The 17,697-nt window shown below is 70.9% G+C and carries 12 protein-coding genes; 7 read left to right on the top strand and 5 right to left on the bottom strand.

Going from position 1 to position 17,697, the window contains the following annotated elements:
* The first annotated feature begins 41 nt into the window (after window positions 1–41).
* On the top strand, window positions 42–686 hold the full coding sequence (locus ACQEV2_RS37185) for a DNA glycosylase AlkZ-like family protein (RefSeq protein ID WP_433051934.1): 645 nt from the start codon (window positions 42–44) through the stop codon (window positions 684–686).
* Window positions 687–756: 70 nt separating this feature from the next.
* Here ACQEV2_RS37185 and ACQEV2_RS37190 read toward each other — a convergent pair whose 3' ends face one another.
* Complete coding sequence (locus ACQEV2_RS37190) at window positions 757–2,976, bottom strand: NADP-dependent isocitrate dehydrogenase (protein WP_433051937.1); 2,220 nt, start codon at window positions 2,974–2,976, stop codon at window positions 757–759.
* 236 nt (window positions 2,977–3,212) lie between these two features.
* Here ACQEV2_RS37190 and ACQEV2_RS37195 point away from each other — a divergent pair, with 236 nt between their 5' ends.
* The gene (locus ACQEV2_RS37195) at window positions 3,213–4,781 is read left to right on the top strand and encodes a M1 family metallopeptidase (protein WP_433051940.1); all 1,569 of its coding nucleotides are present in this window, start codon (window positions 3,213–3,215) and stop codon (window positions 4,779–4,781) included.
* Window positions 4,782–4,796: 15 nt separating this feature from the next.
* Here ACQEV2_RS37195 and ACQEV2_RS37200 read toward each other — a convergent pair whose 3' ends face one another.
* From ACQEV2_RS37200 to ACQEV2_RS37210, 3 genes are all read right to left on the bottom strand, one after another.
* Window positions 4,797–5,891: a mechanosensitive ion channel family protein gene (locus ACQEV2_RS37200; protein WP_433051943.1), complete on the bottom strand. Its 1,095-nt coding sequence runs from the start codon at window positions 5,889–5,891 to the stop codon at window positions 4,797–4,799.
* A 317-nt stretch (window positions 5,892–6,208) separates the two neighbouring features.
* Window positions 6,209–6,973: a crotonase/enoyl-CoA hydratase family protein gene (locus tag ACQEV2_RS37205; RefSeq protein ID WP_433051946.1), complete on the bottom strand. Its 765-nt coding sequence runs from the start codon at window positions 6,971–6,973 to the stop codon at window positions 6,209–6,211.
* 61 nt (window positions 6,974–7,034) lie between these two features.
* Window positions 7,035–8,000 carry a lysylphosphatidylglycerol synthase transmembrane domain-containing protein gene (locus ACQEV2_RS37210; RefSeq protein WP_433051949.1) on the bottom strand — a complete coding sequence of 322 codons (966 nt, stop codon included), beginning with the start codon at window positions 7,998–8,000 and terminating at the stop codon, window positions 7,035–7,037.
* Between the two features lie 150 nt (window positions 8,001–8,150).
* Here ACQEV2_RS37210 and ACQEV2_RS37215 point away from each other — a divergent pair, with 150 nt between their 5' ends.
* The 5 genes from ACQEV2_RS37215 (at window position 8,151) to ACQEV2_RS37235 (ending at window position 15,676) form a co-directional block, all read left to right on the top strand.
* Window positions 8,151–10,067: an ABC transporter ATP-binding protein gene (locus ACQEV2_RS37215; RefSeq protein WP_433055082.1), complete on the top strand. Its 1,917-nt coding sequence runs from the start codon at window positions 8,151–8,153 to the stop codon at window positions 10,065–10,067.
* A gap of 90 nt (window positions 10,068–10,157) precedes the next feature.
* Window positions 10,158–14,081 (top strand): glycoside hydrolase family 2 TIM barrel-domain containing protein, encoded by a 3,924-nt coding sequence (locus ACQEV2_RS37220; RefSeq protein ID WP_433051952.1) that lies wholly within the window; start codon window positions 10,158–10,160, stop codon window positions 14,079–14,081.
* A gap of 110 nt (window positions 14,082–14,191) precedes the next feature.
* Window positions 14,192–14,614, top strand: a complete 423-nt coding sequence (panD, locus tag ACQEV2_RS37225) for an aspartate 1-decarboxylase (RefSeq protein WP_433051955.1) — start codon at window positions 14,192–14,194, stop codon at window positions 14,612–14,614.
* 79 nt (window positions 14,615–14,693) lie between these two features.
* On the top strand, window positions 14,694–15,038 hold the full coding sequence (locus ACQEV2_RS37230; protein WP_433051958.1) for a GNAT family N-acetyltransferase: 345 nt from the start codon (window positions 14,694–14,696) through the stop codon (window positions 15,036–15,038).
* Window positions 15,038–15,676: an aspartate/glutamate racemase family protein gene (locus ACQEV2_RS37235; protein ID WP_433051961.1), complete on the top strand. Its 639-nt coding sequence runs from the start codon at window positions 15,038–15,040 to the stop codon at window positions 15,674–15,676. Before ACQEV2_RS37230 ends, ACQEV2_RS37235 begins: the two co-directional genes overlap by 1 nt.
* Before the next feature lie 535 nt (window positions 15,677–16,211).
* On the opposite strand, the gene gndA is transcribed toward ACQEV2_RS37235, so the two are convergent.
* The gene (gene gndA, locus ACQEV2_RS37240) at window positions 16,212–17,651 is read right to left on the bottom strand and encodes an NADP-dependent phosphogluconate dehydrogenase (RefSeq protein ID WP_433051964.1); all 1,440 of its coding nucleotides are present in this window, start codon (window positions 17,649–17,651) and stop codon (window positions 16,212–16,214) included.
* Between the last annotated feature and the right edge of the window lie 46 nt (window positions 17,652–17,697).

Consider the following 17,697-nt stretch of genomic DNA (forward strand, 5'->3'; position numbering starts at 1 on the left):
GAGCTTCCCGACACCTGCGCGCTGCCGTGGAAGTCGAGCGGGTGGAGCGACAACCGCAATGTGACCAAGCTGCTGGGGAGCTCATGGTGCAGCGCGGCGAGGTCGCCGTGGCGGGGCGCAGAGGCGGGGACCGGTTGTGGGACCTGGCCGAGCGGGTCTACCCCGACGCTCCCGCGGTCCCCGTCGAGGAGGCACTGCGCCTCCGGGACGAGCGACGGCTGCGGGCATTGGGCATCGCCCGGGCGCGGGGGCCGGAGTGCCAGGTCGAGCCGGCGGACGTGGGGGAGGCCGGTGAGCCGGCCGTCGTCGAGGGGGTGCGGGGTGAGTGGCGTGTCGATCCGGCCCAGGTGGGGCAGCCGTTCGCGGGGCGGGCTGCTCTGCTGTCGCCCTTCGACCGGTTGCTCCACGACCGGAAGCGGACCACCGAACTCTTCGGCTTCGACTACCAGTTGGAGATGTACAAGCCGGCCGCCAAGCGCCGCTGGGGATACTTCGCGCTGCCGATCCTGTACGGCGACCGGCTGGTGGGCAAGCTCGACGCCACCGCCGACCGCAAGGCGGGGGTGCTGCGGGTGAACGCCGTCCACGAGGATGTGCCGTTCACGAAGACCATGAGCGCCGAGATCGGCGGGGAGATCGAAGACTTGGCCCGCTGGCTGGAGCTGGAGCTCGTGCTGCCCGAGTAAGTGGGCGGACGCGACTGCGCCCCGGCGCGGACGAAATGCCGGCCGGGGCGGAGCCTGGGAGCGCAGTGCGTCAGCTCAGGGAGGCGAGCGCCTCGTTCCAGGTGGCCGACGGGCGCATGACCGCGGCGGCCTTGGCCGGGTCGGGCTGGTAGTAGCCGCCGATGTCGACCGGCTTGCCCTGGACGGCGATCAGCTCGTCGACGATCTTCTGCTCGTTGGCGGTGAGCGTCTCGGCGAGCGGCGCGAAGGCCTTCGCCAGGTCCGCGTCGTCGGTCTGCTGGGCCAGCTCCTGCGCCCAGTACAGGGACAGGTAGAAGTGGCTGCCGCGGTTGTCGATGCCGCCGACGCGACGGGTCGGGGACTTGTCCTCGTTGAGGAAGGTCGCCGTGGCGCGGTCGAGCGTGTCCGCGAGGACCTTCGCGCGGGTGTTGCCGGTGGCGGTCGCGTACTGCTCCAGGGACGGCACCAGCGCGAAGAACTCACCGAGGGAGTCCCAGCGCAGGTAGTTCTCCTTGACCAGCTGCTGGACGTGCTTCGGCGCGGAGCCGCCGGCGCCCGTCTCGAACAGGCCGCCGCCCGCCATCAGCGGGACGACCGACAGCATCTTGGCGCTGGTGCCCAGCTCCAGGATCGGGAACAGGTCGGTCAGGTAGTCACGCAGCACGTTGCCGGTGACGGAGATGGTGTTCTCGCCGCGGCGGATGCGCTCCACCGACAGCTTGGTGGCCTCGACCGGGGCGAGGATCCGGATGTCCAGGCCCTCGGTGTCGTGCTCCCGCAGGTACTCGTTGACCTTGGTGATCAGCTGCCCGTCGTGGGCGCGGGTCTCGTCCAGCCAGAACACCGCCGGGTCCCCGGTGGCGCGGGCACGGGTGACGGCCAGCTTGACCCAGTCGCGGATCGGCGCGTCCTTGGTCTGGCAGGCGCGGAAGATGTCGCCCTCGGAGACCGGCTGCTCGATCACGACGTTGCCGGCCTGGTCGACCAGGCGGACCGTGCCGGCCTTGGCGATCTCGAAGGTCTTGTCGTGGGAGCCGTACTCCTCGGCCTTCTGCGCCATGAGGCCGACGTTCGGGACCGAGCCCATCGTCGACGGGTCGTAGGCGCCGTTGGCCCGGCAGTCCTCGATCACGGCCTGGTAGACACCGGCGTACGAGGAGTCCGGCAGCACCGCGAGGGTGTCGGCCTCCTGGCCGTCCGGGCCCCACATGTGGCCGGAGGTGCGGATCATGGCCGGCATCGAGGCGTCGACGATCACGTCGGACGGCACGTGCAGGTTGGTGATGCCCTTGTCGGAGTCGACCATCGCCAGGGCGGGGCCCTCGGCGAGCTCCGCGTCGAAGGACGCCTTGATCTCGGCGCCGTTCGGCAGCGCGTCCAGGCCCTTGAGGATGCCGCCCAGACCGTCGTTCGGGGACAGACCGGCGGCGGCGAGGGTCTCGCCGTACTGCTCGAAGGTCTTCGGGAAGAAGGCGCGCACCACGTGGCCGAAGACGATCGGGTCGGAGACCTTCATCATCGTGGCCTTCAGGTGCACGGAGAACAGCACGCCCTCCTCCTTGGCGCGGGCGACCTGCGCCTTGAGGAACTCGTTGAGCGCGGCGACGCGCATCACGGAGGCGTCGACGACCTCGCCCTCGAGGACCGGTACGGACTCGCGCAGCACGGTCGTGGAGCCGTCCTCGGCGACCAGCTCGATCTTGAGGGAGCCGGCCTCGGAGATCACGACGGACTTCTCGGTGGAGCGGAAGTCGTTCTGGCCCATGGTCGCCACGTTCGTCTTGGACTCGGCGGTCCAGGCGCCCATGCGGTGCGGGTGGGTCTTGGCGTAGTTCTTGACCGAGGCGGGGGCGCGGCGGTCGGAGTTGCCCTCACGCAGGACCGGGTTCACGGCGGAGCCCTTGACCTTGTCGTAGCGGGCCTGGATCTCCCGCTCCTCGTCGGTCTTCGGGTCGTCCGGGTAGTTCGGCAGCGCGTAGCCCTGGCCCTGCAGCTCGGCGATCGCGGCCTTGAGCTGCGGGATCGACGCCGAGATGTTCGGCAGCTTGATGATGTTGGCCTCGGGCGTCTTGGCCAGCTCGCCCAGCTCGTGCAGGGCGTCCGGGATGCGCTGGTCCTCGGTCAGGTACTCCGGGAACACCGCGATGATGCGGCCGGCCAGCGAGATGTCCCGCGTCTCCACGGCGACACCCGCCTGCGAGGCGTATGCCTGGACCACCGGCAGGAAGGAATACGTCGCCAGGGCCGGGGCCTCGTCAGTGTGCGTATAGATGATGGTCGAGTCAGTCACCGGGTGCTCCGCTCCACGTCTGCAACATTGCTCGACATCAAGATATCTCGTGATCGACCTCGGCTCGACAGGGGTCCGCCCACCGGTACGGGAGGACGTAGGCCGAGATCTCGGATCCGCGCAAACGGAGCTATCGCCTCCGTGCAACCTGATCCCCCGGTCCCGCAGTCATGTAGGGAGATCACCGATCCGGCGGCCGGTCCTGACCACCCGGCCCGCCCCAGCGAAAGCGGACCATGAGATATCGCACCCGAGTGACGGCCCCCGCGGCCGCCCTCATAGGAACCGCGGCGGCCCTGACCACCGCGCCCTCAGCCCACGCCACGCCGGCGCACACGGGGACGTCGGCCCCCAGGACCTCCGGCAGCCCGGGCCCCGAGACCCTCGGCGACACCGTCTACCCGGCCCTCGGCAACGACGGCTACCGCGTCGCGGCCTACCACCTCGACTTCTCCTACGACGCCACGACGCGGCTGGTCGACGCCACCGCGACCCTGAGGATCCGCACCACCCAGGCCCTGTCCCGCTTCTCCCTCGACTCCCTCGGCCTCGACATCCGCTCCGTCCGGGTAGGCGGTCGTACGGCGACGTTCGAGCAGGTGGACGAGAAGCTGCGCGTCACGCCCGCCCGGACGCTGCCGAACAAGTCCTGGGTGACCGTGTGCGTCGAGTACTCGGCGGACCCGCGTCGTATCCCGCCGCCGCACACCGGCTGGGTCGACACGCTGGACGGGTTCGCGGTCTGCTGCCAGCCGAACTTGGCCCACACCGTCTTCCCGTGCAACGACCACCCCTCCGACAAGGCCGACTTCACGTTCCGCATAACCGTCCCCGGCGGCCTGCGCGGCGTGGCCACCGGCCTGCTCGTACGCACCGAGAGCCTCTCCGGCGGCCGTACCGCCTACATGTACCGCTCCCGCGAGCCCATGGCCACCGAACTGGTGCAGATCACGGTCGGCGACTACGTGATCAAGGACCGGCAGGGCCCACACGGCCTCCCGCTGCGCGACGTCGTCCCGGTCGCGCGCGCCGAGGCACTGGAACCGGCGCTCGCGCTGACGCCGAACCTGGTCGAGTGGCTGGAGGCGCGGCTCGGGGCCTACCCCTTCGAGACGTACGGCCTGCTGCCCTGCAACTCCGACGCCCCGAACGCCTTCGACTTCACCGGCCTGGAGACCCAGACCCTGACCATCTACAAGCCGAACTATCTGCTCCAGGCGGAGCCGAAGATCGGCTCGCACATGATGCACGAGTTGGTCCACTCCTACTTCGGCAACAGCGTCAGCCCCGCCTCCTGGGCCGACCTGTGGATCAACGAGGGCCACGCCGACTTCTACGGGCTGCTCTACCGCTACGAGCGCGGCTGGCCGGACTCCCTGGGCATGACCACCCTGGAAGCCCGGATGAAGCACACCTACGCGCAGGGCGACCAGTGGCGGCGCGACTCCGGGCCGGTCGCCGCGCCCAACGCGGCCAACCTGTTCGACGGCCAGCGCTACCTGGGCGGCGTGCTGGTCCTGTACGCGCTGCGCAACCTCGTCGGCGAGAGCGCCTTCAACGCGCTGGAGCGCGCCTTCCTCGACCGGTACCGCAACTCCTCGGCGTCGACGGCCGACTACATCGCCGTCGCCTCGGAGGTCTCCGGTCAGGATCTGTCCGGATTCCTCCGGGACTGGCTGTACGGCACGAAGACGCCGCGGATGCCGGGGCACCCGGACTGGACGGTCACACCGGTGAACCCGGCGCTCGCCGCGCCGCACAGCCGTAAGCGCAGCCGCTCCCACGACAACTCGGCCACCCTGTAGGGACGTCCGGGCAGGTCAGTCGAGGCGGACGGGGGCCACCTCGTCCGCCTCACCGGGGACGCGCTGCAACGGTATCGACACCGTCCCCTGCTGGATCGCCACCGTCCGCGTGGGCGCCGGGATGCGGATGCCCTCCTGGCGGTAGCGCTTGTGCAGGCGCTTGATGAACTCGTGCTTGATCCGGTACTGGTCGCTGAACTCGCCGACACCGAGGATGACGGTGAACCCGATCCGGGAGTCGCCGAAGGTGTGGAAGCGGATGATCGGCTCGTGGTCCGGGAGGGCGCCCTCGACCTCGGTCATCACCTCGCCGATGACCTCGTTCGTCACCCGCTCGACATGGTCCAGGTCGCTGTCGTAGGCGACGCCGACCTGGACCAGGATCGTCAACTCCTGCTCGGGACGCATGAAGTTGGTCATGTTCGTCTTCGCGAGCTCGCCGTTGGGGATGACGATCAGGTTGTTGGAGAGCGCGCGCACGGTCGTCTGGCGCCAGTTGATGTCCTCGACGTAGCCCTCCTCGCCGCTGGCCAGCCGGATGTAGTCGCCGGGCTGGACGGTCTTGGAGGCGAGGATGTGGATGCCCGCGAAGAGGTTGGCGAGGGTGTCCTGAAGCGCGAGCGCGACCGCGAGACCGCCGACACCCAGGGCGGTGAGCAGCGGCGCGATGGAGATGCCCAGCGTCTGCAGCACCACCAGGAAGCCGATGGCCAGGACCAGGATCCGGGTGATGTTGACGAAGATCGTGGCGGAGCCGGCGACGCCGGGGCGGGACTGGGTGACCGTCCGCATGAGTGCGGCGACCCCGCGGGCCGCCGCCAGCGTCACCACGAAGATGAGCAGCACGGTGAGGATCTGGTTGACGTTGTGCTGGACCGTCTTCGTCAGCGGCAGCGCCGCGCCCGCGGAGGCCGCGCCGCCGAGGAAGGCCGCCCACGGCACCACGGTCCGCAGCACGTCCACGATGAGGTCGTCGCCGCTCCAGCGGGTGCGGTCGGCGTGCTTGCCCAGCCAGCGCAGCAGCATCCGCAGCAGGAAGGCCGCCAGCAGCCCCGCCGCCAGCGCGATCCCCGCGATGACCAGGTCGTCCACAGTGAGCTCCCGCTTCACCGGTCACCTCCGGGGACAAGAGCTGCGGCGAATCCCTTCGCCGACGGCCGGATGTGAAGTCTCGTCACGTTGTCACCTGCTCGAATTCCGCGATGTGCCGTCGCGCCGGCCAACCCGTCCCCCGAGACCGGCGCGAGGGCTCATCCTGCCGTATCGGGTACACGTGTTCGTGCCAGGATCGTTGGCCGGACGGCGTCTTGGGCAGGTTTCCGGACGTTTTCCCTCGACAGCCGGTTGGCAGAGGGTCATGTGACGCTCACAACGCGCGTACGCAGAGCGGCGCTGGCGCCCGCGCACACCGGCGGCAGCCCCACGCGTCACCCGTCCCCGAACGCCCCATGCCGCCCAGCCCCGGCCGCGAACCGCGCGGCACCCTCCAGGCTCTCCGCCAACACGCCCATCCCGTACCCCAGCTCACCCCGCAGCGCCGCCTCCTCGTCCAGCCCCTCCTGGCCGAGCACGGACGCACGGTCGGCGCGCAGGCACCCCTGCGGGAACCGCGCGATCTCGGCGGCCAGTTCCTCGGCCTCGGCGCGGGCGCGTCCGGTCGGCACGACGCGGTTGGCGAGCCCCATGGCGTGGGCCTCGCTCGCCGGCACCGGCCGTCCGGTGAGGATCATGTCCAGCGCCCGGCTCGTGCCGATCAGACGGGGCAGCCGCACCGTGCCCCCGTCGATGAGCGGCACGCCCCAGCGGCGGCAGAACACCCCGAAGACGGCGTCCTCCTCGGCCACCCGCAGATCGCACCACAACGCCAGCTCCAGGCCACCCGCCACGGCGTGTCCGGCGACCGCGGCGATCACCGGCTTCGACAGGCGCAACCGGGTCGGCCCCATCGGACCGTCCCCCTCCTCCGTGACCTGGTTGCCCCGCTCGCTGCCGAGCGCCTTGAGGTCGGCGCCCGCGCAGAAGGTGCCGCCCTCGCCCCACAGCACCGCCACCCGCGCCACGTCGTCCGCCTCGAACTCCCGGAAGGTGGCGGCGAGTTCGGCGGCTGTCGGACCGTCGACCGCGTTGCGTACCTCGGGGCGGGAGAGGACGACGGTGGTGACGTGTCCTTGGCGCTCGACGCGGACCGGCATGGCGGGGCCCTCTTCCTGGGTCGGAAATTCCCTGGATGGCACCCCGCACGTTACTGAGCCGTCAGATGACCTTCCACCGCACCAGCGCCCCCAGCGTCAACGCCCCCGGCAGCAGCGGCAGCCACACCGTGATGATCCGGTACGCCAGCACCACCGCCGTCGCCACCGCCACCGGGCCGCCCGCCGCCACCAGGGCCACGACCAGCGCCGCATCGACGGAGCCGAGCCCGCCCGGCGTGGGCACCAGGGCCACGGCGACGGTCGCCGCGAGGTACGCGAGCGCCATGTGGGCCGGCGGCACGTCCAGCCCCAGGGCGAGCCCGACCAGGATCAGCCCGGACGCCTGCAGGACCGGGAAGGCCAGCGAACCGCCCCACAGCGCCAGCGCCCGGGACGGGCGGGTGTGCACCGAGCGCGCCTCGCCCAGCGCGGTGCGCAGGAACGACAGCACGGCGGTGCGCAGCCGGCGTACGAGTGCGAAGACGGCCACGGCCACGACCGCCGCCGCGCCGATGCCCATCAGCAGCGGGCCCCTTGCCCCCTCGGGCAGGAGCGGCCCGAGACGCAGCGCGTCGGGGAAGGCGATGAGCAGCGCGGCCAGCAGGCCGACCCGGGCCACGCTCTCCGCGAGCAGATACAGCGCCAGCGCGGCCGAGGAGCGGGCGAGCGGCAGCCCGCACACCGTCATGAAGCGCAGGTTGACCGCGCTCGCGCCCAGCCCGGTGGGCAGCAGGTGGTTGGCCGAGCCCGCCGCGAACTGTGTGACCAGCAGCCGCAGTTTGGGCAGCCGGTCGACCACCGCGCCCTGCCGGGTCACCGCCGCCGCGACCCAGGTCAGGCAGGTGGCACAGGCCGCGGCGAGCAGCCACGGCCACTTGGCCGTCGCCAGATGGCCGATGCCCTCGGCGAGCACGGCCCGGTGCCGCACCGCGACCACGACGACGAGGACGAGCGGAAGCAGGACCAGTACCTGGCGGATCGGGACGCGCCGGAGCAGGCGTCCCGGGGCGAGTCGTACGGCTGTCACATCCGGAGAGGTTCTCCGCGCCGCGACAACGGCGGGTTGCGACAGCGGAGACGGCGCCTTACGGACCGGCTGCGGACGGATATCCACACCGGCGCACCCGTCGGCCTTGACCTCAACATTGCTCGAGGTTCTACGTTCTCTCCCATGAGCATGGAGACCACAGCCTGGACCCAGCTGCACAGCGTCATGAACGCCGAGCGGGAGCGCCGCCCGTTCGCCCGCGCCACGCTGCGCCGCATCGCCGCCTTCGCCCGCCCGCACCGCCGCAGGATCGCGCTCTTCGTCGTGCTCGGGGTGATGACCGCGTTGCTCGCCGTCGCGACCCCCGTCCTGGCCGGACACGTCGTCGACGCGATCGTGACGGGCGGCGACGAGGGCACCGTCGTCCGCCTGGCCCTGCTGATCGCCCTGATCGCGGTGGCGGAGGCGGTGCTCGGGATCCTCGCGCGGCGTCTGTCGGCGACGCTCGGGGAGGGGCTCATCCTCGATCTCCGTACGGCTGTGTTCGATCATGTGCAGCGCATGCCGGTCGCGTTCTTCACACGCACTCGTACGGGAGCGCTCGTCTCCCGTCTCAACAACGACGTCATCGGCGCCCAGCGCGCCTTCAGCAACACGCTGTCCGGAGTGGTCAGCAACCTCGTCACGCTGCTGCTCACCCTCGCCGTCATGCTCACCCTGTCCTGGCAGATCACCCTGCTCGCCCTCGTCCTGCTCCCGGTGTTCGTGATCCCGGCCCGGCGCATGGGTCACCGTATGGCCCGGATGCAGCGGGAGGCGGCCGCGCTCAACGCGGCGATGGGCACCCGCATGACCGAGCGCTTCTCGGCGCCCGGCGCCACGCTGGTCAAGCTCTTCGGGCGTCCCGAGGAGGAGTCGGAGGAGTTCGCGACCCGGGCCCGCCGGGTCGCCGAGATCGGTGTGCGGACGGCCACCGCCCAGTCCGTGTTCATCACCGCGCTCACCCTGGTGTCCGCCCTGGCCCTCGCCCTGGTCTACGGCCTCGGCGGCTGGTTCGCCCTGCGCGGCACGCTGGAGCCGGGCGCCGTCGTCTCGCTGGCCCTGCTCCTGACCCGTATGTACGCGCCGCTCACCGCGCTCGCCGGCGCCCGCGTCGAGGTCATGAGCGCCCTCGTCAGCTTCGAGCGGGTCTTCGAGGTGCTCGACCTCAAGCCGCTGATCGAGGACAGGCCGGACGCGAAGAAGGTCCCCGAGGGTCCGGTGGCGGTGGAGTTCGACAACGTCCGCTTCGGCTACCCGTCCGCCGACAAGGTCTCCCTCGCCTCCCTGGAGGAGGTGGCGACCCTCGACACGCGCGGCGGCGCGGAGGTGCTGCACGGCATCTCCTTCCGCGCCGAACCCGGCCAGACCGTCGCGCTCGTCGGCTCGTCCGGCGCCGGCAAGTCGACCGTGGCCCAGCTGCTGCCGCGGCTGTACGACGTCGACGAGGGCGCCGTACGTGTGGGCGGCGTCGATGTCCGCGATCTGAGCGCCGAGTCCCTGCGCGCCACGCTCGGCATGGTCACCCAGGACGGCCACCTCTTCCACGACACCGTCCGCGCCAACCTGCTCCTGGCCCGCCCCACCGCCACCGACGCCGAACTCTGGGACGCCCTGCGCCGCTCCCGCCTCGACGAACTCGTACGGTCCCTGCCCGAGGGCCTCGACACGGTCGTCGGCGAGCGCGGCTACCGGCTGTCCGGCGGGGAGCGCCAGCGGATGACCATCGCCCGGCTGCTGCTGGCCCGCCAGCGTGTCGTCATCCTCGACGAGGCCACCGCCCACCTCGACAACACCTCGGAGGCCGCCGTCCAGGAGGCACTCACGGAAGCGCTGGAGGGCAGGACCGCGGTCGTCATCGCCCACCGGCTGTCCACCGTGCGGACGGCGGACCTGATCCTGGTGGTCGAGGCCGGCCGGATCGTCGAACGCGGCACGCACGACGAGCTGCTGGCGGCCGAAGGACGCTACGCCGAGTTGTACCGGACGCAGTTCGAGCGCCAACTCGCCCCTCAGGAACAAACAAAGACCGACAGCATCATTGCTTCACTTGGGTTCGCATCCTAGGGTTCCGTTCGGTTTACCGACAGCACCGCACAAGATCTGACGCTCCCTCAAGCCGTGCAGCGCACTGTCGCTGCGAGGAAGGCCATGGTCATGCCGGACACCCCTCTGTCTCCCGCCGGCCCGTCCCGCCCGCTGGGCATGCCGGTCAGCCGCCGCCGTCTCCTGGAGGGGGGAGCCGCCCTGCTCGGCGCGCTCGCCGTCTCCGGATCGTCCGCCACGGTGCACGCGGCCGACGGGGCCGGAGCGGTGGCCGGCACCCCGGAGTGGAACGGCCACATCGATGTCTTCCGGATCGGCACCCAGCCGCCCCACGTCACGCTCATGCCGTACGCCGACCTCAGACAGGCGCTGGACGGGGACCGCACCCGCTCGCCGTACCGGCTGAGTCTCGACGGCACGTGGAAGTTCGCCTACGCCGACCGGCCCGACGACCGGGACACCGACTTCTACCGCACCGACGTCGACGACAGCGACTGGGACAGCATCCCCGTCCCCTCCGTCTGGCAGATGCACGGCCACGACCGCCCGATCTTCGTCAACATCACCTACCCCTGGTGGGGACCCAACGGCCTCGGCGAGGAGGCACAGCCCCCGGCCGCGCCCACCCGCTTCAACCCGGTCGGGCAGTACCGGCGCACCTTCACTGTGCCGCGCGGCTGGGCGGGGCGACGCACCTTCCTGCACTTCGAGGGCGTCAAGTCCGCGCACTACGTGTGGATCAACGGGCAGTTGGTCGGGTACGCCGAGGACTCGTTCACCCCCGCCGAGTACGACATCACCCCGCACCTCAAGCCCGGCACCAACCAGATCGCCGTGGAGGTGTACCGCTTCTCCGACGGGGACTGGCTGGAGGACCAGGACATGATCCGGCTGAGCGGGATCTTCCGCTCGGTCTACCTCTACTCCACGCCGGACGTCCACCTGCGCGACTTCAAGCTGGACACCCCGCTCAGCGACGACTGCACGGCCGCCGAGCTGTCCGTGACCGCGAGCGTGCGCTCGTACGGGGACCGGAGTGAGGGCGGCTACTCCGTCGAGACGCAGTTGTACGACTCCCGAGGCCACGCCGTCTGGTCCAGGCCCCTTCAGCAGGCCGTCGACCTCGCGTCCGCCCCGGCCGGTGACGACGTGACCGTGCGGGCGAGCAAGGCCGTACCCTCTCCCGAACTGTGGTCCGCCGAGCACCCGAACCTCTACACCGCCGTCCTCCGCCTCCGCGACCCGTCCGGCAAGGTGATCGAGACCCTCTCGCACCGCGTCGGCCTGCGCGAGTTCGCGCTCAAGGACGGCCTGATGCGGATCAACGGCAAGCCCGTGTCCTTCCGCGGCACGAACCGGCACGAGATGCATCCCGACAGCGGCATGGCGCTCACCCGGGAGCACATGGTCAAGGACATCGAGATCATCAAGCGGATGAACATGAACTCCGTCCGCACCTCCCACTACCCCAACAACCCGCTGTGGTACGAACTCGCGGACGAGTACGGCCTGTACCTCGTCGACGAGACCAACCTGGAGACCCACGGCATCCGCGGCGAGTACCCCGGCAACCACGCAGACTGGACCAAGGCCTGCGTGGCCCGCGCCCAGAGCATGGTCCACCGCGACAAGAACCACGCCTCGGTGGTGATCTGGTCGCTCGGCAACGAGGCAGGGGGCGGCAGCACCTTCGTCGCCATGCACGACTGGATCAAGTCGTACGACCCGACCCGCGTCATCCAGTACGAGGGCGACGACCGGCCGACGATCAGCGACATCCGGTCGGAGATGTACGACAGCCCGTCCCGCGTCGAGCAGCGCGCGAAGGACACGGCCGACACCCGGCCGTACGTCATGATCGAGTACGCCCACGCGATGGGGAACTCGAACGGCAACTTCAAGGAGTACTGGGACATCGTCCGCCGCTACGACGTCCTCCAGGGCGGCTGGATCTGGGACTTCGTCGACCAGTCGCTGAGCTGGCCCGTCCCCCCGCGCAAGATCCTCACCGAGTCCGGGCCGTACTCACTGCGCGGTGAGGTCCTCACCGCGAGCGGCACCTTCGACCGTGCCAAGGGCGTCTCCGGTGCCACCGTCTTCGCCCGCGACGAGCGCCTCGACCTCACCGGCTCGCTCACCCTGGAGGCCTGGGTCACCCCGCACTACACCGGCTACCACCAGCCGATCCTCGCCAAGGGCGACACCCAGTACGCCCTCAAGCAGACGAACAGGACGCTGGAGTTCTTCATCTACGGCGGGGGCCAGTGGATCACCGCGAGCTGGGCCCTCCCGGACGACTGGACCGGCACCGAGCACCACATCGCCGGAGTCTTCGACGCGGACGCGGGCACGCTGACCCTCTACGCCGACGGCGCGGTCAAGGCCACACGCACCACCACACGGAAGCCCAGCAGCAACACCGCGCCCCTCGCGCTCGCCACCGACGTGGACAACCCCACCCGGGAGTTCAGCGGCACCATCCGCCGGGCGCGGGTGTACGCCCGGGCGCTGAGCGCGGGCGAACTCGGCTCCGACAGCCGCGGACCCGGCGGCGAGGGCGTACGGTTCTGGTTCGACGCGGCCACCGTCGGCCTCACCGAGAAGCGGCCCCGCGAGAAGACGTTCTTCCCGTACGGCGGCGACTGGGGCGACAACCCCAACGACGGCACCTCCAACGCGGACGGCATCGTCACCGCCGACCGCCGTCACACCGGCAAGGCAGCCGAGATCAAGCAGATCTACCAGGCGGTCCACGCGGCACCGGCATCGGGTGACGCACCGACCGCCGACGCGGCGATCACCCTCACCAACGAGTACCTGTTCACCAACCTCCGTGAGTTCGACGGCCGTTGGTCGCTGGTCGCCGACGGTGAGGTGGTGCAGCGCGGGAAGCTGAGCCGGGCCCAACTGGACGTCCCTCCGCTGAGCAGCAAGGACATCACGCTGCCGGTCCGGCTGCCGGACGACCCGGCTCCGGGCGCGGAGTACTTCCTCCACCTGTCCTTCACCACCAAGGAATCCACCCCGTGGGCGAAGGCCGGCTTCCAGGTGGCCAAGCAGCAGCTCCCCGTCGACACCGACAGCCCGGCCGTGACACCCGTACCCCTGGAGAGCGTCCCGGCGCTGCGATACGAGGACGGCGACAAGGCCGTCACGGTGAACGGCAAGGGCTTCTCCGTCACCGTCGACAAGACCGCCGGCGTCATCACCTCGTACGAGGCGAGGGGCACCCGCCTCATCACCTCCGGGCCCGTGCCGAACTTCTGGCGGGCGCCCACCGAGAACGACCGCGGCAACGGCCAGCACACGCGCAACCAGACCTGGCGCGACGCGGGCACGAAGCGCAAGGTGTCGGCCGTGAGCGTGCGCGCCCTGCGCGACAAGGCCGTGGAGATCAAGGTCAGCGGTTCGCTGCCGACGACCGTGGAGTCCACGTACACCACCACCTACACGGTGTTCGGCAACGGCGAGATCAAGGTCGACAACACCCTGCACCCCGGCGCCGCGTCACTGCCGTACATCCCGGAGGTCGGCACGCTGCTGCTCCTGCCCGGGCGTTTCGAGCGCCTGCGCTACTACGGCCGCGGGCCCGAGGAGAACTACGTCGACCGCAAGGACGCGACCGACGTGGGCGTGTACTCCGGAACGGTCTCCGAGCAGTGGACGCCATACATCCGCCCCCAGGAGAACGGCAACAAGACCGACGTCCGCTGGGTCGCCCTGACCGACGCCACCGGCACCGGCCTCCTCGTCTCCGGAGAGCCGCTGGTGGAGTTCAACGCCTCGCACTTCACCCCGGAGGACCTGTCGTCCGGAGTGCGCCACGACTACCAGCTCACCCCGCGCGACGAGGTCGTCCTTCGGGTGAACCACCGGCAGATGGGCCTGGGTGGCGACAACAGCTGGGGCGCCCACACGCACGACGAGTACAAGCTGTTCGCGAGCCGCGACTACTCCTACACCTACCGGCTGCGCCCGCTGACCGACGTGGACGAGGCGATGGCGGCCTCGCGCCGGCCGACCGCCGTGGAGTGACGTGGATCTCGGTGCGGGTCCAGGACGCCGTTTCGTACCCTGGACCCGCCCGTGCCCCAAGAGCCCTTGACCTGCCTCGGCAGGCAGGGAGCCGAACACCGGAGCGCTTCATGCTGCGTACGCTCTTCAAGTCCAAGATCCACCGCGCCACCGTCACCCAGGCCGACCTGCACTACGTGGGATCGGTGACCATCGACGCGGACCTGCTCGACGCCGCCGACCTGCTGCCCGGCGAGCTCGTGCATATCGTCGACATCACCAACGGCGCCCGCCTGGAGACCTACGTCATCGAGGGCGAGCGCGGCTCGGGGGTCATCGGGATCAACGGCGCCGCCGCCCATCTCGTCCACCCCGGCGACCTGGTGATCATCATCAGCTACGCTCAGATGACCGACGCCGAGGCGCGGGAGTTCGAGCCGCGGGTCGTGCACGTGGACGGCGCCAACCGCATCGTGGCCCTGGGTGCCGACCCGTCCGAGCCGGTGCCGGGCTCCGACCAGGAGCGCAGCCCCCAGGCCGTGCCGACGGCCTGACCGCGCCCGGGCCCGGATCCGCGACACCAACCGCGCCCGGCCCCGGACCAACAACACAAGACGGACGACGGAGCGTGCCATGAGCGAGACAGAGATCCGCGACGACCGGGCGGCGGGTCGCCTGGAGGCCCTCCAGGGCGACGAAGTCGTCGGCCACATCGAGTACTTCGTCCTCGAATCCCCGGCACGCGCTCTCGTCCCCGTCCACACCATCGTGGAACCCGCCCACGAGGGGAAGGGCATCGCGGGCTCTCTGGCACGCGAGCTGTACGGCATGGCGGCGCGCGAGGGAGTCGTGGTCGCGCCGCTGTGCCCGTACGTCGTGAAGTGGGCCGAACGCCACCCCGATGAGGCCCCGGCGGCCGCTCCCGAGCTGCTGGAGGCGGCCACGGACTGGCTGCGGGCGCACCCCGGCCGGTTCTGATGCTCGCCCTCCTGCACACCTCGCCCCTGCACATCCCGGTCTTCGACGCCCTGCGCGACGAGGACCACCGGGGTCTCGACCTACGGCACTTCGTCGACGAGGACCTGCTGAGCCGGGCCCGCCGCGAAGGAGCCGAAGCCGTCACGGACGACGTCCGCAAAGCCCTGCACCGGGCCGTCGCCGAGGGGGCGCGCGCCGTGCTGTGCACCTGCTCGACCATCGGCGGTGTCGCGGAGGCGGCCGCTGCCGAGGCCGGAGTGCCGGTGCTGCGCGTCGACCGCCCGATGGCGGCGGCAGCGGTGGCCATGGGTGCCCGGGTCGTCGTCCTCGCCACGGCCGAGAGCACGCTGGGACCGACCGTGACCCTGATCGAGGACGAGGCGCACCGCGCCGGGCGCCCCGTCGACGTACGGACCCGACTGGTCGAGGGTGCCTTCGCCCGCTTCGAGGCCGGCGACACGCAGGGCTGCGCACGGCTGGTGGCCCGCGCCGCCGACGAGGTCACCGACGCCGACGTCATCCTCCTCGCCCAGGCCTCCATGACCCCGGCCCAGCACCTGACGACGACCGCGGTTCCGGTCCTGTCCAGCCCGCGGCCGGGACTTGCGGCCGGGGCGGAGGCGACGCGGCCCGCTTAGCTCCGGGCGCGGGATGGGCCCACCTGGACGCCCGCGGTGACGCGGGTGAGTGACTGGTGGCGCCGCCGTCGGGTACGCGGGGGAGTAGTCCAGAGCCGACGCGCACCGATTGGCTGGAGGACGCCATGACGAACCCGTATCCGGACCGAGTCCCTGCGGGACCGCCCCCGGGCCCGGACCCACAGCACCCGGAGCCCCACCCGGTCCCACCCCCGGAACCACCCCCGACGCCAGAGCCGCCCCCCACCCCGGTCCCACCCCCACCCGCCCCGACACCACCCCCACCCTCACCCCCGACTCCCCCCGCACCCCCGCAGCCCCCGTCCCCGATCCCCCCGGGCCCGGAACCAGTACCGAACCCGGAGCCCGGCCCACCCCTCACGTGAGCGGCCGACGGGAACGCGGCAGGCGGTGAACGAAGAACGGTGGGCGGCATGAAAAACGCCGCCCACCGCAACATCCCTGAGGGGCGCGGGGAACTGCGCGACCAGCCCCCACACACCTGACTCGCGAGACGACCGACCCGCCCGAGTTCCTAGGCGGACACCTCCGACCGATCCCCACCCCACAACGTGTGGAACGACCCCTCCCGGTCCACCCTCCGATACGTGTGCGCACCGAAGAAGTCCCGCTGCCCCTGCGTGAGCGCCGCAGGCAACCGCTCGGCACGCAACGCGTCGTAGTACGCGAGCGCAGCCGCGAAGCCGGGCGTCGGCACACCCTGGCGGGTCGCCGCGATGATCACCTCACGCCAGTCGTCCTGCGCCTCGGCGATCTCCTGCGCGAACGTGTCGTCCGACAGCAGGCTCGGCAGATCGGCCCGGGCGTCGTACGCCGCGCGGATCCGGTCCAGGAACGCCGCGCGAATGATGCAGCCGCCACGCCAGATGGCCGAGACGGCGCCCAGGTCGATGTCCCAGTCGTACTCCTCGCGGGCGGCCGCGATCTCGTGGAAGCCCTGCGTGTACGACACGATCTTCGACGCGTACAGCGCCTGCTCGACGCGGTCGGCGAAGGCACCCGCCTCCGACTCGCTCAGCGGCGACGCCTTCGGTCCCGCCAGCCCCCGCGAAGCGTCCCGCAGCGCCGCGTGCCCGGACAGCGAGCGGGCGAACACCGCCTCCGCGATGCCCGACACCGGCACGCCCAGGTCCAGCGCGATCTGCACGGTCCACCGCCCCGTGCCCTTCTGCTCCGCCTGGTCGACCACCACGTCCACGAACGGCTTGCCCGTCGCCGCGTCCACGTGCGACAGCACCTCGGCCGTGATCTCGATCAGGTAGGAGTCCAGCCGGCCCGTGTTCCAGGTCCGGAAGATCTCCGCGATCTGCGCGGGCTCGTACCCGGCGACATCCCGCAGCAGCTGGTACGCCTCGCCGATGAGCTGCATGTCGGCGTACTCGATGCCGTTGTGCACCATCTTCACGAAGTGCCCGGCACCGTCCGGACCGACGTGCGTCACACAGGGCGCCCCGTCCGCCGCCTTCGCCGAGATCTTCTCCAGCATCGGGCCCAGCGAGTCGTACGACTCCTTCGGGCCGCCCGGCATGATGCTCGGCCCGAGCAGGGCGCCCTCCTCGCCGCCGGACACACCCATGCCGACGAAGTGGATGCCCTGCTCGCGCAGGTCCCGCTCGCGGCGCCGGGTGTCGGCGAAGTGCGCGTTGCCCCCGTCGATGATCATGTCGCCGGGCTCGAGCAGCGGCGCGAACTCCTGGATCACCGCGTCGGTCGGCTCACCGGCCTTCACCATGATGACGAGCCGCCGCGGCCGCTCCAGCGCCGCCACGAACTCCTTGGCGGTCTCGGCCGCGATGAACTCGCCCTCACCGCCGAACTCCTCCACCAGCGCGCGGGTGCGCGCGGGGGTCCGGTTGTGCACCGCGACCGTATAGCCGTTGCGGGCGAAGTTGCGGGCGAGGTTGCGGCCCATGACCGCGAGACCCGTGACGCCGATCTGCGCCGAACTGCTCATGCGTTGGCTCCTAGTGACCTCGATATATCAGCGGTGCCGGTCATGC

The organism is Streptomyces sp. CA-251387 (genome assembly GCF_050936625.1).
In the GTDB taxonomy this organism is placed as follows: Bacteria; Actinomycetota; Actinomycetes; order Streptomycetales; family Streptomycetaceae; genus Streptomyces.

Coding starts and splice junctions, on each gene's coding strand:
- ACQEV2_RS37195 (WP_433051940.1), top strand. CDS start 3,213: ATGAGATATCGCACCCGAGTGACGGCCCCCGCGGCCGCCCTCATAGGA.
- ACQEV2_RS37205 (WP_433051946.1), bottom strand. CDS start 6,973: ATGCCGGTCCGCGTCGAGCGCCAAGGACACGTCACCACCGTCGTCCTC.
- ACQEV2_RS37215 (WP_433055082.1), top strand. CDS start 8,151: ATGGAGACCACAGCCTGGACCCAGCTGCACAGCGTCATGAACGCCGAG.
- ACQEV2_RS37220 (WP_433051952.1), top strand. CDS start 10,158: ATGCCGGACACCCCTCTGTCTCCCGCCGGCCCGTCCCGCCCGCTGGGC.
- panD (WP_433051955.1), top strand. CDS start 14,192: ATGCTGCGTACGCTCTTCAAGTCCAAGATCCACCGCGCCACCGTCACC.
- ACQEV2_RS37230 (WP_433051958.1), top strand. CDS start 14,694: ATGAGCGAGACAGAGATCCGCGACGACCGGGCGGCGGGTCGCCTGGAG.
- ACQEV2_RS37235 (WP_433051961.1), top strand. CDS start 15,038: ATGCTCGCCCTCCTGCACACCTCGCCCCTGCACATCCCGGTCTTCGAC.
- gndA (WP_433051964.1), bottom strand. CDS start 17,651: ATGAGCAGTTCGGCGCAGATCGGCGTCACGGGTCTCGCGGTCATGGGC.